General features: G+C 63.2%; 13 protein-coding genes and 2 pseudogenes. 5 read left to right on the top strand and 10 right to left on the bottom strand.

Annotated features, from left to right (window positions below; all coding sequences use genetic code 11):
* Positions 1-36 precede the first annotated feature (36 nt).
* Positions 37-1,020 (bottom strand): iron exporter MbfA, encoded by a 984-nt coding sequence (gene mbfA / locus ACFJIU_RS17205; RefSeq protein WP_379061797.1) that lies wholly within the window; start codon positions 1,018-1,020, stop codon positions 37-39.
* A 156-nt stretch (positions 1,021-1,176) separates the two neighbouring features.
* Here mbfA and ACFJIU_RS17200 point away from each other — a divergent pair, with 156 nt between their 5' ends.
* On the top strand, positions 1,177-1,500 hold the full coding sequence (locus ACFJIU_RS17200) for a hypothetical protein (protein WP_379061795.1): 324 nt from the start codon (positions 1,177-1,179) through the stop codon (positions 1,498-1,500).
* A gap of 96 nt (positions 1,501-1,596) precedes the next feature.
* On the opposite strand, the gene ACFJIU_RS17195 is transcribed toward ACFJIU_RS17200, so the two are convergent.
* Positions 1,597-2,046, bottom strand: a complete 450-nt coding sequence (locus ACFJIU_RS17195) for a hypothetical protein (protein ID WP_379061793.1) — start codon at positions 2,044-2,046, stop codon at positions 1,597-1,599.
* Positions 2,047-2,356: 310 nt separating this feature from the next.
* Between ACFJIU_RS17195 and ACFJIU_RS17190 the strand changes: the two genes are divergently transcribed.
* The gene (locus ACFJIU_RS17190) at positions 2,357-3,337 is read left to right on the top strand and encodes a threonine/serine dehydratase (protein ID WP_379061791.1); all 981 of its coding nucleotides are present in this window, start codon (positions 2,357-2,359) and stop codon (positions 3,335-3,337) included.
* 76 nt (positions 3,338-3,413) lie between these two features.
* Here ACFJIU_RS17190 and ACFJIU_RS17185 read toward each other — a convergent pair whose 3' ends face one another.
* The 5 genes and pseudogenes from ACFJIU_RS17185 to ACFJIU_RS17165 form a co-directional block, all read right to left on the bottom strand.
* Positions 3,414-4,490: an ABC transporter permease gene (locus ACFJIU_RS17185; protein ID WP_379073138.1), complete on the bottom strand. Its 1,077-nt coding sequence runs from the start codon at positions 4,488-4,490 to the stop codon at positions 3,414-3,416.
* Between the two features lie 56 nt (positions 4,491-4,546).
* On the bottom strand, positions 4,547-5,467 hold the full coding sequence (locus tag ACFJIU_RS17180) for an ATP-binding cassette domain-containing protein (protein ID WP_379061789.1): 921 nt from the start codon (positions 5,465-5,467) through the stop codon (positions 4,547-4,549).
* Between the two features lie 10 nt (positions 5,468-5,477).
* The gene (locus tag ACFJIU_RS17175; RefSeq protein WP_379061786.1) at positions 5,478-6,428 is read right to left on the bottom strand and encodes an HlyD family secretion protein; all 951 of its coding nucleotides are present in this window, start codon (positions 6,426-6,428) and stop codon (positions 5,478-5,480) included.
* A complete protein-coding gene (locus tag ACFJIU_RS17170; protein WP_379061784.1) occupies positions 6,425-7,087 on the bottom strand; it encodes a CerR family C-terminal domain-containing protein in 663 nt (220 codons plus the stop codon). The genes ACFJIU_RS17175 and ACFJIU_RS17170 overlap by 4 nt, the downstream gene beginning before the upstream one ends.
* 92 nt (positions 7,088-7,179) lie before the next feature.
* A pseudogene (locus ACFJIU_RS17165) lies at positions 7,180-8,089 on the bottom strand (LysR family transcriptional regulator).
* Between the two features lie 103 nt (positions 8,090-8,192).
* On the opposite strand from ACFJIU_RS17165, the pseudogene ACFJIU_RS17160 reads away from it, so the two are divergent.
* The 3 genes and pseudogenes from ACFJIU_RS17160 to ACFJIU_RS17150 all read left to right on the top strand — a co-directional run bounded on the left by ACFJIU_RS17160 (position 8,193) and on the right by ACFJIU_RS17150 (position 10,884).
* A pseudogene (locus ACFJIU_RS17160) lies at positions 8,193-9,415 on the top strand (MFS transporter).
* 69 nt (positions 9,416-9,484) lie between these two features.
* Entirely contained in the window at positions 9,485-9,958 is a 474-nt protein-coding gene (locus ACFJIU_RS17155) for a CYTH domain-containing protein (protein ID WP_379061782.1), read from the top strand.
* Positions 9,955-10,884: a CHAD domain-containing protein gene (locus ACFJIU_RS17150; protein WP_379061780.1), complete on the top strand. Its 930-nt coding sequence runs from the start codon at positions 9,955-9,957 to the stop codon at positions 10,882-10,884. The genes ACFJIU_RS17155 and ACFJIU_RS17150 overlap by 4 nt, the downstream gene beginning before the upstream one ends.
* Before the next feature lie 3 nt (positions 10,885-10,887).
* Here ACFJIU_RS17150 and sigJ read toward each other — a convergent pair whose 3' ends face one another.
* The 3 genes from sigJ to ACFJIU_RS17135 are packed head-to-tail and all read right to left on the bottom strand — an operon-like array spanning position 10,888 to position 12,687.
* Positions 10,888-11,763, bottom strand: coding sequence for an RNA polymerase sigma factor SigJ (gene sigJ / locus ACFJIU_RS17145; protein WP_379061778.1), 876 nt, complete (start codon positions 11,761-11,763; stop codon positions 10,888-10,890).
* Positions 11,756-12,316, bottom strand: coding sequence for a hypothetical protein (locus tag ACFJIU_RS17140; RefSeq protein WP_379061776.1), 561 nt, complete (start codon positions 12,314-12,316; stop codon positions 11,756-11,758). The genes sigJ and ACFJIU_RS17140 overlap by 8 nt, the downstream gene beginning before the upstream one ends.
* A complete protein-coding gene (locus tag ACFJIU_RS17135; RefSeq protein WP_379061774.1) occupies positions 12,316-12,687 on the bottom strand; it encodes a hypothetical protein in 372 nt (123 codons plus the stop codon). Before ACFJIU_RS17135 ends, ACFJIU_RS17140 begins: the two co-directional genes overlap by 1 nt.
* Between the last annotated feature and the right edge of the window lie 73 nt (positions 12,688-12,760).

Genomic DNA, 12,760 nt, shown 5'->3' with positions numbered 1-12,760 from the left:
CGGTCCATCGCTTCGTTCTACGGGAGAAAAAAGCCATCAGGCGTTGCCGATCAGCACGCCCGCCGCGAACACCAATGCGCCGCCAAGCACGACCTGGAAGGCAGCGCGCAGGAACGGCGTTTCCATGTAGCGGTTCTGGATGAAGGCGATCGCCCACAGTTCGAAGAACACGACCACTGCGGCAACGGAAGTCGCAGTCCAGAAATTCGTGATGAGATAAGGTAAGGCGTGGCCGAGGCCGCCAAGCGAAGTCATGATGCCATTGGCAAGGCCACGTTTCAGCGGCGAGCCGCGTCCGGAGAGCTTGCCATCGTCATGCGCAGCCTCGGTGAAACCCATCGAGATACCGGCGCCGATCGAGGCAGAGAGACCGACAAGGAAGGTCTGCCAGGTGTCGTGCGTGGCGAACGCCGCGGCGAAGATCGGCGCAAGTGTCGACACGGAGCCATCCATCAGCCCAGCCAGCCCGGGCTGCACATAGGTGAGGATGAATTGCCGCCGCTCCGTCGCGGCTTCCTCGTCGCGGACATCACCAGGCACATATTTCTGTTCGAGCTTGTGGGCGAGGTCCTCGTGGTTCTGCTCTGCAGCGGCGAGGTCGCCGAGCAGCTTGCGTGTGGAGGCGTCGGAAGTGCGCTTGGCCGCTTCGATGTAGAAGAGCTGCGCCTGCCGTTCCATTTCTTCGGCCTGGTGGCGCACTTTTTCGATGCCGAGCGGCCGCACCAGCCAGTCGGGCTTGCGTTCATAATACCCCTTTACATGGTCGCGGCGGATAAGCGGGATGTGTTCGCCGAAACGCTTGCGGTGCAGTTCGATCAGCATGCCGCGATGCTTGTCCTCTTCCGCCGCCATCGCCTCGAACATCCTGGCTGAATGCGGATAGCTCTCCTGCAGCCCCTCGGCGTAGGAGCGGTAGATGCGGGCGTCGTCCTCCTCGGAGGAGATGGCCAGCGCGAGGATTTCCTGTTCGGAGAGCGAAGAAAAGGGACGGCGGCCGAAGCCGAAGACACGGGAAAGCATGACGGAATCTCTAGTTTAGAATAATTCTAAACTATGCCGTGGTCCCCTGCCGGTCAAGCGGCAGGGAACGGCGACCGCGGCAGCCGCCTGGTGCGCACCTTTTTGTTGGTAAATGTTCACCTATATATCGGGAAAGCCAAACCGGAGATCTCCTGCATGACGCCAGCCAAGCGCGTGAAACATATCGACTCCAAACCGGTGCTCGACCTCATTGCCTCGATCGAAGCTGACCTTGCTCGCCTCAGGGATATGGTGTCGGCACAGATCGAACCTTTCGATCCGGCCAATCCGCACAACAAGACGTCGGACGGCAAGCTGACCGGGGAAGGCGTCGAATGCTGCTATCGGCTCTTCGACAAGGGGGAATCGCGCTATTCCGTCTCGCAGAAGATGAAGATCTCGTTCGCTGCGGCCACGCATCGCTTCAACTCCTGGCGCAAGGCTGGCGGAAACAAACGCAAACCGACGCTGTTGGGATGAGGGCCCGGTTCGCCGCAGGCGAATGGGAACTTCCGTGACTTCAAAAACAAACGGGCGCCAATGGCGCCCGTTTGCATTTGTCGTGGCAGGAATCGCTCAGCTCATCAGCGGGCAACGCGGGTCGCGACGACCGAAGATCAGGCGCACGCGCTCGCCGCTGCGGGTAATGCCACGCACCTCGATGGTACGGCGGCCAACGCCGACGACACGGGCGCGGCGCACACCCATCCGCTCGGCCTTGTCTAGGGCGCGGTCCGGGCTGCATTCGCGGCGACGGTCGGAGAATTCGTCCGGATCGTTGCGGTCGCTGCGCCATTCGTCCGGGCGACGGCGGCCATAACCATCGTCCTCGCTGCGCCATTCATCCGAACGGCGGCGATCGCCGCAATATTCGCGGTCGGGGTCGCAGCGCCTGTCGCGCATCATGACCTTGGGACCATCCGGGCCGATCTGGATGTTGAGGTCTTCGGCCGAGGCAGTGGTCAGCGGCAGGCTGGTCAGGGCCAGCGCTACTGCGAGGGTGGAAAGGGTAAGAATCTTGCGCATTTGGAGGCCTCCTCTCATCGCCGCACAAAGTCAGGCGGCGCCTTCCTGTTCAAGTCAGATTTCGCTTGGTTCAGAAACAATCGGTGAGCACCGCCGACGTCCCTGACGAACCGATGACACGAGAGCGTTTCCGTTTTTCGCGGAAACGCTCAAACTCCTTGTTTTGCGCAATTCCGGGCGGAAAACCGCTACGCACTTTTCCTGGAATTGCTCCAAGCGAATGAACATTGTCACGGTTACATCTTTTCGTTGGCGCTCGCCCATGCTTCGCGCACATGATGACGGCGAATGTGTGATTGAGCAGGTTCCCATGACAGCTTCGCTTCCCGCGATCGCGGATGTCCGCAACGCCGCCGAACGTCTGGCGGGTCTGATCGTGACGACACCGTTGATCGAATCTCCCATGCTCAACGAGCGTTTCGGTGGACGTATCCTGTTCAAGCCGGAAACGCTGCAGCGTACCGGATCGTTCAAATTTCGTGGTGCCTACAACAAGATTTCCTCGCTGTCGGAGGACGAACGACGCGGCGGGGTGGTTGCCTTCTCATCCGGCAACCATGCTCAGGGCGTCGCGGCGGCCGCGGCCATGTTCGGTCTGAAAAGCGTGATCGCCATGCCTTCTGATGCGCCGGAAACCAAAGTTGCCAATGTGCGTCGCATGGGTGCCGAAGTGGTGCGCTTCGACCGCTTCCGCGACGATCGCATGGAGGTGGTGCGGCCATGGGTGGAGCAGGGGATGGCGCTGGTGCCACCCTTCGACGATCCCGCCATCATCGCGGGCCAGGGCACGATCGGACTGGAACTCGTGGCGCAGGCGACTGCCCTTGGTGTGGCGCTCGACGCCGTCGTGATGCCTTGTGGCGGCGGTGGCTTGTCGAGCGGCATCTCGATCGCGGTCAAGGACGCCTCGCCGCAGACCGCGGTCTGGGTGGCGGAGCCCGAGTACTTCGACGATACCCGCCGTTCGCTGGAGGCCGGCGCGCGCGTCGGCAATGACCCGGGTCATGACTCGATCTGCGACGCAATCCTCACCCATGAACCCGGCGCCATCACCTTCGAGATCAACCGCAGGAACCTTGCCGGTTCCATCGCTGTGTCGGACAAGGCGACGGCCGCGGCCATGCGCGATGCCATGGCCTATCTCAAGCTGGTTGTGGAACCTGGTGGCTGCGTCGGACTTGCCGCGCTGTCCTCCGGCGAGATTGATCTCTCCGGCAAATGCGTGGCGGTGGTGCTTTCGGGCGGCAATGTCGATTTCGGCACCTACGCCAGGATACTGGCTGCGGCCTAGAGCAATTCCAGCAAGAGTGCGCAGCGGTTTTGCGCAACAGCAAAGAGTTGAAGCGTTTTCGTTGCAAGCGAAGACGCTAGTCGAGCGTGCGGCGGAAACGCATCAATGCCAGCCCCGCAAACAGCGCCACGAAGAAGAGCAGCCAGCCGATTTCGCCGGCAATGGCCGGAAACTCCGCGCCCTTCAGCATGACGGCACGCACGATGCGCAGGAAATGCGTGAGCGGGAAAATCTCGCCCAGCGTCTGCGCCCATCCCGGCATGCCGCGATAGGGGAACATGAAGCCGGACAACAGGATCGACGGCAGGAAGAAGAAGAAGGTGAGCTGCATGGCCTGCATCTGCGTGCGCGACACGGTCGAGATCGTGTAACCGAGCAGCACCAGTCCCAGCACAAAGACGAGGATCGACGACAGCAGCAATCCGAGACCACCCACGAAGGGGACATGAAACAGCAGCTTCGCCGCGAACAGCACCACCACCACCTGAACTGCGCCGACGCAGGCATAGGGCAAAACCTTGCCCAGCATGATCTCGAGTGGGCTGGCAGGCATGGCGAGCAGGTTCTCCATCGTGCCGCGCTCGCTTTCGCGCGTCAGCGCGATGGACGTCATCATCACCATGGTCATCTGCAGGATCACGCCAAGCAGGCCGGGCACGATGTTGTATTGCGAGATGCCTTCCGGGTTGTAGAGCCGATGGGTGATGACATCGAGCTGGCTCGCGGCGTCTTCGGCCGCAGCCGCCTCCATGCCGCGTGCGCGCAGCAGTGCCTGGGAGGCAACGGTACCGAGGGTCGAAATCGCGCCGCTGGCCGATGACGGGTCGGTCGCGTCGGCTTCGATCAGGATCTGCGGCCGGTCGCCGCGCTCGACGCGCTTGCCGAAATCGGCCGGAATGGTGACCACGAAGGAAACGTCGCCGCTTGCCAGAAGGAAATCCGCCTCGGCTTCCGTGCGGGCGATGTAGTCGAAGCGATAGTAGTTGGTATTCTCCAGTGCCGAGACCATGGCGCGTGTATATGGGTCGTTGCTCATGGCCAGCAGTGCCGCCGGCAACCGCTTCGGATCGCTGTTGATGGCAAAACCGAACAGGATGAGCAGCATCAGCGGCACGCCCAGCATCATCGCGAAGGTGACGCGATCGCGCCGCATCTGGATGAATTCCTTCGTCAGCAGTGCGCCGAGTCTGGCTGGAGAGAACAGGTTGCTCACGCCATATTGTCCTTCGAGCCGGCCATGAACTGGATGAAGACATCCTCGAGGCTGGTTTCGCCCGGAGCCACCTTGACGCCCGGATGCTCTTTTTCGACATCGCTCAGCGCGCGTTTCAGTGCAGCAGCATCCGAACCGACGACATGCAGGGTCGCGCCGAACGGCGCCACCTGCTCGACGCCTGGCCTGCCTTCGAGCGCCTTCGTCACGGTATCGAGGCGCGGCCCTTCGACGATGAAGGTGGTGAGGCCTGCATTTTCCACCACGTCCGCCACGGTACCGGTGGCCAGCAGCTTGCCATAGGAGATGTAGGAGATGCGGTGGCAGCGCTCCGCCTCGTCCATGTAATGGGTGGAGACGAGGACGGTCAGTCCGCCATGGGCAAGATGATGGATCTCGTCCCAGAATTCGCGTCGGGCCTTGGGATCGACGCCCGCGGTCGGCTCATCGAGCAGGAGCAGGCGCGGCTTGTGCATGATGCAGGCGGCGAGCGCCAGCCGCTGCTTCCAGCCGCCCGACAGCGTGCCGGCGAGCTGATCGCGCCGGCTGGCCAGGCCAAGTTCGTCCAGCGTCCTGCCGACATGTTCCTCGATCGGCTTCAGGCGATAGAGGCGGGCGACGAATTCGAGGTTTTCGGCAATCGTCAGGTCCTCGTAGAACGAGAACTTCTGCGTCATGTAACCGACTTCGTTCTTGATCTTCAGGCTCTCGGTCCTGAGATCATAGCCAAGCACGGTGCCTTCGCCCTCATCAGGCGTCAGCAGCCCGCACATCATGCGGATCGTGGTGGTCTTGCCGGAGCCGTTGGGGCCGAGGAAGCCGACGATCTCGCCTTCGGCGACGCTCATCGTGACGTGGTCGACGACGGTCTTGTCACCAAAGCGCTTGACCAGGTTCTTGACGTCGATGGCATTCATATGGCGCTGCCTATTCGCTACTCACCAGATCCACATCCACGATCTGCCCCGGTTGCAGCGGTCCGGTGGCGCCGATCGGCCGGGCTTCGACGAGGTAGACCAGCTTCTGGCGGTTCTCGAGTGAGTAGATGACTGGCGGTGTGAATTCGGGATCGGGAGAAACGTAGCTGATGCGGGCCTTGAGGTCCGGCGGGCAGCCATCGCAGCGCACCGCAAGCTCACCACCGACCTTCACTGCCGAGAGGCTGGCCTCGGGCACATAGACGGTGAGCTTCACCGCACCATCCGGCAGGACCGAAAGCACCGGAGCGCTGGGGCCGGCGGTGTCGCCGGCATGACGGATGATGTCATCGACGCGGCCTGCCGCGGGTGCGACAAGCGTGCGCTTGGAAAGTCGCCATTCGGCCTGGTCGAGGGCGGTTCTTGCCTGTTTCACCTGGTTTTCGGCTGCCTTGATTGTCTCTGGCCGTGCCGGCAGGTTGCCGACGGCCAGATTGGCGGTGGCCTGGCCGATGGCGGCGTCCGCGACTTCGGCCTGGGTGGCCGCGTCATCATACTGCGCCTGGGTCGCGACCCCGCGCTTCAACAGGTCCTGCGTACGGGCGAGCGTGCGAGCGGCATCCGCGGCCTGTGCCTTGGCGGAACGCAACGTTGCCTCCAGCACGGCAATCTCTTCCGGGCGCTTGCCGACCTGCAGGTCGGCCAGTTGTGCCTGCGCCTGGGCCAGCGCCGCCTTGGCTTGTGTCACGGCGATCTCGGCATCGGCTTTCTCAAGCGTGGCCACCGGCTGGCCAGGACCGACACGGTCGCCGCGCCGTGCGGAGACTGTCGTCACCTCCGCCACTTCGATCGGCGCGAGCAGTACGAAATCGCCCTCGACATAACCGACAGCGAGCGGCGTGCCGGCACTGCAGGCGGAAAACAGCTGTGCCGCCAATGGCAGGGAACACAGGAAGCTCATGACTTCACTCCCAACTCCGGGCGTGTCTGTTTCTCGCGCACGCTGAGCATCGCATCGAGGTTGCCGTGCAGCGTGGCGATGATCTTGTCGGCTTCATCCTTGCCGATCTGCGTCCAGCCCATGCGGCGCAGCACAGGCTCGCGCCCGATGCGGAAATAGACGGCCTGTCCGATCAGCGAGAAGATCGCGAGTCGGGTGCCTTCGCTTTCGGCAGGCTCGCCCGTGGCGTGCTCCCAGATGACGCAAAGTCTTTTGTGCGTCGGTTCAAACAGGCCGCCATAGATGCGGTCGAGCGTCGGCGTCGGATCGGCAAGTTCCCTCAGCATGAACTGCACGATCTCGCCGGCTTCGGGTTTGGCCACGATGAAGGCAACCATCCCCTGCAGCGTCGCCTTCAATTGCGCACGCGCGGTCTCGGCTGTCAGGGTTGCGGGGTCCGGTCCGGCCATGCCCCCCAGCGCCTGGTTGGCGATTGACTGGATGGTCTCGACGATGTGGTCGGCAACTGCGGCGCGCAGGCCCTCCTTGCCACCGAAATGATAGGCGATGGAGCCGATATTGGCCTTGGCCGCTGCGGCAATCTCGCGCGTGGAAGTGCCGTCATATCCTTGCCGGCCAAACAGCTTGAGCGCGGCGCGCACAAGCGCTGCCTTCGTCATATCGGCGGGCGAGGGAGGTGTTTTGGATGGCTCGGTCGACATTCACGCAATTTAATCAATCGAATGATTAAAGTAAAGCGGGTATCATTTGGCTATGAAGTGAATGGAGAAGAGACTTGCAGCCCCTCGAGCAGCGCGTCGCGAAAGATTGCAATGGGGCGGGCGAGACGGCCGGCAGGCGGGCGATGCAGCATCCATGCCCGCACCTGCGGACGAAAGTCCTGGACCTCGATGATTTCGATCCGGTCCCCGCCAGGGACTTCCTGTCAGCGCGGCCGGGGTTATGATGCCGATGCCATGGCCGCGTGCCACCAGCGACAGGCGCAGATCGGCGCTCAAGGCCTCCACGCCGACATTGAAGGGCAGTCGCGCGGCTTCGAACTGACGGCGGATGAAGGTCCTGAAGCCGCATCCGGTTTCGTTCATCACCCAGGGGAATTTCGACAGGTCCTCCAGGCTCGTCGGCTTCGGCAGCTGGAGATCTTTTGCGACGACCAGCACCACCGATTGTATGCCGAGATCCTCGCTGACGAGCTCGTCAGGCGGCTGCAGGCCCTCGGCAAGGCAGAGTGCCGCCGCATCCAGTTCACTGCGCAGGACCTGGTCCACCAGCCGCGGCGACCAGCCGGAAGTGATGCGCAATGTCAGTTTCGGGAAATCGGTCCGCAAACGCTCCACCGGAAAGGCAAGCGCGGCATCGGAGAGATAAGGCATGATGCCGAGCCTGAACTCCCCCTCGATATCTCCGACCGGCGAGACGCCGGCCTTCAGATCATCGAGCGAGCGCAGCACGCGGCGGCCATGTTCATAAGCCTCCCGCCCGGCGGCGGTCGGTTTGAACGGCTTCGACTGGCGATCGAGCAGCGTGGTGTTCAGCCTGTCTTCCAGGTTCTGGATACGACGCGTCACCCCGGGTTGCGTCAGGTTCAGCCGCGCCGATGCTCCGACGATGGAGCCGGTCTCGACAACAGCGACAAAAGCTTCGAGATCATGAATATTCATGCGATTTTCGCATAATCATTATTGTTCATTTTAATTTGTATCATGATGCTGACTGCGAATAAAGCTCCTCATCAATATGCGAGACCATGCCAGGAGCTGTTCCATGTCCACGAACGTCAGTGATGCGGCCTGTAACGTGTCGCCCCCTGCTTCGATCACCGGCTGGCAGATACTGCTGTTTGCGGTCGCCGTCGGCGTGATCGTGACGAACCTTTTCGCCTCGCAAACGCTTGTCGGCCTGATCGGCCCCGCCTTCGGTTTTGGAGCCGGGATGGGAGGGCTTATGGCAATGGCGACCTTGCTGGGTTATGCGGCAGGGCTGTTCTTCCTGGTTCCCTGGCCGACCTTCTGGAGAACCGCACGCTTGTGCTGCGGATGCTGGGCTGTGCCGTGCTGGCTGCAATCGCGGCCATGCTTGCACCCAACGCCGGTCTGCTGATGGTCATTCTTTTTGTTCTCGGCGCGGCCTGCTCGGCGATCCAGATCCTGGTTCCTATTGCCGCCTCCATGGTCGAACCCGAGCGGCGCGGTCGCGTTATCGGCGATGTGATGAGCGGGCTGATGATCGGTATCCTGCTGGCGCGTCCCGCCGCCAGCCTGATTGCCGATGCCTTCGGCTGGCGCGCCTTCTACGGCACAAGTGCCATGACAATGCTGTTGCTCGGTGCCGTCCTGGCACAGCGATTGCCGCGGCGGCGCCCGGCAGGCGACACCGGATATCCGGCGCTGGTTGGCTCGCTCTGGGACCTGCTGCGTTCCGAGCCTGAATTGCGGCGCCATTCCCTGACAGCCAGCCTTGCCATGGCGGCATTCAGCCTGTTCTGGACATCCGTGGCGCTTCGACTTGCCGAGCCGCCTTTCGATCTCGGTCAGCGCGGCATAGCCCTGTTCGCCCTTGCCGGCGCGGGCGGCGCGGTCGTGACACCGCTGTTCGGGCGTGCCGGCGATCTTGGCTGGACACGGGCAGGGACGATCTTCTCGCATTGTCTCATGATCGTCGCATTTGCCCTTTCAGCCTGGGCTGGATTTGCACGTTCCGGAGCCTGGCTCCTGCCTCTCCTGTTGCTGGGCGGCAGCGCCGTGCTGCTCGACATTGGTGTCACCGGCGACCAGACGCTTGGCAGGCGCGTGATCAATCTTCTGCGACCGGAAGCGCGGGGTCGCCTCAACGGCCTGTTTGTCGGGCTGTTCTTCCTCGGTGGTGCTGCCGGTTCGGCAATTGCGGGTGTTGCCTGGGCATGGGGTGGCTGGCCGGCGGTTTGCATCATCGGTGTCGCCATCGCCACGGCGGCGCTGCTGGTGGATTGCCTGTTCCGGGCGCCGTGACGGTCGCGTGCTATGCCAGGCTGCAATTGCGGTTGATTTGCTGTCGCCGTCGCGCTTTATTCCTCGCCGATGGCCAAGGAAGTCGAACGCAAGTTTCTGATCAGGGACGAGGGTTGGCGCAAGGCGGTGGAGCGCAGCGTCGCGATCACTCAGTTTTATCTGGCCATTTCCTCGGAACGATCGATCCGCATGCGCATCAGCGACGGCAAGGCCGCCAGGCTGACGCTGAAGTTCGGATCCGATCTGAGGGTCCGTGACGAATTCGAATATCCCGTGCCGCTTGCCGAGGCGCGTGAGATGATGGCCTTCGCCATCGGCAACATCATCCGCAAGACCCGCCATCATGTCCGCCATTGCGGCTATGTCTACGAAGTCGATGTCTTCAACGACGTGCTCGATGGGTTGGTGGTGGCCGAGCTTGAAACGAAGGACAGCGTGCCGGACGCCTTGCTGCCCGGCTGGCTCGGGCGCGAGGTGACCGGGGAATTGCGGTTCTCCAATGCGTCACTGGCGCTGAACGGTTTTCCGGAACTGGTGCCATGAGCGCGCGGCTTGACGCAAACCTGCCCCTGGCGAACGACGCCATGCGCCTGCTGAGGCAGGACGTGCATCTTGCGCTGGACCATCTGGCACGGGCGCATGCCGAGCCGGAAGAACACCTGCACAAATGCCGTCGCCGGCTGAAAGCGGTGCGTGCATTGTTGCGGCTCGTGCGGCCGGGCGATGAGGCCTTCTTCGAGGCGGAGAATGCGCGCTACCGCGATGTGGCGGCCAGCCTGGCCGGGCCGCGCGAGGCGACCGCATTGATCGAAACCGTCGACAGGCTGGCGGAAGCGCATCCTCGCCATGCCGATCTCTATGCGGGCATTCGTGCCGTCCTGGTCGAGCGCCGTTCCGCCGCCATGAGCGACATCACCGCCTTCGCTTCGATCATCGATGCGGCCACGGCCACCTGCCGTCAGGGGCTGTTGCGGGTCGGTGCGCTGTCCTTGCCGGCCGACCCTAACGCCTCGGCGGCAATCGTCGCTGAAGGGGTGAGGATCGGGCTTGAACGCGCGAAGAAAGCACTCGCCAAGGCCCAGGCGCACGGCGAGGAGGAGGACTTTCACGACCTTCGCAAGGCCGTGAAAGTACACGCAGCCCAGTTCGACCTGTTGGGCAAGCTCTGGCCGGACAAGGTGCGTCACAAAGGGCTGGACAAGCTCGGCGGCAAGCTTGGCGAGCTGAACGACCTCGCCGTCCTCGACGCGCTGCTGGCAAAGGATGCCGATGCCCTGGCGGTTGCTGCAGAGACGCGGGCAGCCGTCGAAAAGGACCTGAGACGCGAAGGCAAGCGGTTGCGCAAGGAATGCCTGTCGGCGGCGACGAAGCTGTTCGAGAAGGATTGGAAGCGCAGGATCGCGAAGCTGACCGACAGATTGCGGCTGCAGTTCGCCGCGGTCCCGACCACGACGTTGTGGGCGGCCTGAGACTTACACTTCCACATCCATCAGCTTGTCTGGATTGCGCACAACGTAGACGCCCGAGATCGCGCCGTGGACATCGAGTTCGAAGCTCATCGTCTGCTCGACCTTGCCGGCAATCGTGATGAGCAACCCAGGCGCACCGTTGATGATGGCGGGCGCGATCGTGGTGTGCGCCGGGTCCGGGTTCTTGCGCGCCACTCCGAGCATGAACTTCGCCACGGCGTCGCTGCCCGTCAGCACGTTGATGGCCGCCAGGACCTTGCCGCCGCCGTCGGCGACATATTCCACATCGGCGGCCAGCAACGCTTTGAGCGGCTCGACATCGCCGGCGCGCATCGCCGTGTCGAACGCAGCGACAAAGCGCGCAACGTCCTCGTCGGAAGCCGGGAAGCGGTTCTGGTCCTGCCTGATCATCCTGCGGGCCCGAGACGCCATCTGCCGGCAGGCCGCCGGCGTGCGCTTCAGTGTCTCGGCGATCTCCTCGAACGGCACGTCGTAGAGATCATGCAGGAAGAGCGCCGCCCGCTCGAGAGGCGACAGACGCTCCAGCGCCCGCATCACCGAAAACGAAATATCCAGCGCCGCGTCATTGCTATCGGGTTCGACCGAGCCGGCGCGTTCGACGATCGGCTCCGGCAACCAGGGGCCGACATAGGTTTCGCGTCGGGCCTGCGCCGAACGCAGCCGGTCGAGGCAGAGATTGGTGACGATGCGCGAGAGCAATTTCGACGCATCCTCGGGCTCATCCACCCGGGCGAAGCGCAACCAGGCATCCTGGACGATGTCTTCCGCCTCGCTGGCCGAGCCGAGGTAGCGGTAGGCAAGCCTGGTCAATCGGTGGCGTTCGCCGAGATAGGCGGCGAGCCGCGGGTTTTCAGCCATCGACCATCTCGCGCATCGTCTCCTCCTTCGTCTCGCCGGCCAGCCAGGCCAGGACCGGCTCGCAGGCATTGCCATGGCCAAGCCCACGCTTGAGCAGCGGGTAGAAGGAACCCGAAACTGTGGCTGCAGCAAGCCCGGCCACGCCGCTCCTTCCCCAGAGGGCCTCGCAGGCGGCGAGGATGTTCGGCAGCGACGGATCGTTGGCCAGCACGGCTTCGGCATAGTGCCGGGCAAGCGCCATGTCGCGCGGCGCGGTTTCCGCGCCATCCAGGAGCATTGCCCTGATGTTACGCATCGGCACGCCGGCCTCGCGGGCCATGGCGATGGTGAGCCTCAGGCAGGAGCCGCAATCGGTCTGCCGCGCCGCGGTGATGCGTGCGGCGAAGTAGGGCGCGGCCGCCAATCCGAAGCGGTGGTCGGTGAAAGGCGAGACCAGTCCCAGCTTGAAGGCGCCGGTGGTGTTGGTGTCGGCCAGTTCCGCCAGGTAGCTGGTGTCGTAGCCGTAGCGCGCCCCGAATTTGCGGAAGGCGCGTTTGAGCATCATGGCAAGCATCAGATGGCCCTCCTTCCTGCAGCGGTTAGCATGGCAAGAGGCAGCAGGCCCGGCAGGGCGATCAGTATGATGTCACGCAGTGCATCCGTCGGTGTGGTGCCATGCAGCAGTTCGGCCAGATGCAGCAGTGCATGACCGCCCAGGAAGATGGAAGCGATCAGAATCGCCCGTCTGTCCTGCTTGAGGGCGCCGATCAACAGTCCGGCGCCCGCGGCGATGAAGGCAAGCCCGATGTCGCGGATGAAATGCGGGTTGGCGGGACCCGTTTCGGTGACGCCCGGAATGGCCGCATACCAGAGCAGCGGAGCAGCCAGCATGAAGATGCCGTTGGCGCTCTGATAGAGGCCGATGAGGATGAGCAGGGTTCGCATGTCGTTTTCTCCTCGCCCCTTGACGGGATAGGCCAGGGAGGTGTGACATCGAATGAGAGATTTTTTACCGGGC

Origin of the sequence: Mesorhizobium sp. UC74_2, from assembly GCF_042701485.1 — a bacterium.
Classification (GTDB): Bacteria; Pseudomonadota; Alphaproteobacteria; order Rhizobiales; family Rhizobiaceae; genus Mesorhizobium.
Note: the sequence above shows the minus strand (reverse complement) of the source record. Positions and strands in the feature narration are given on the sequence as shown.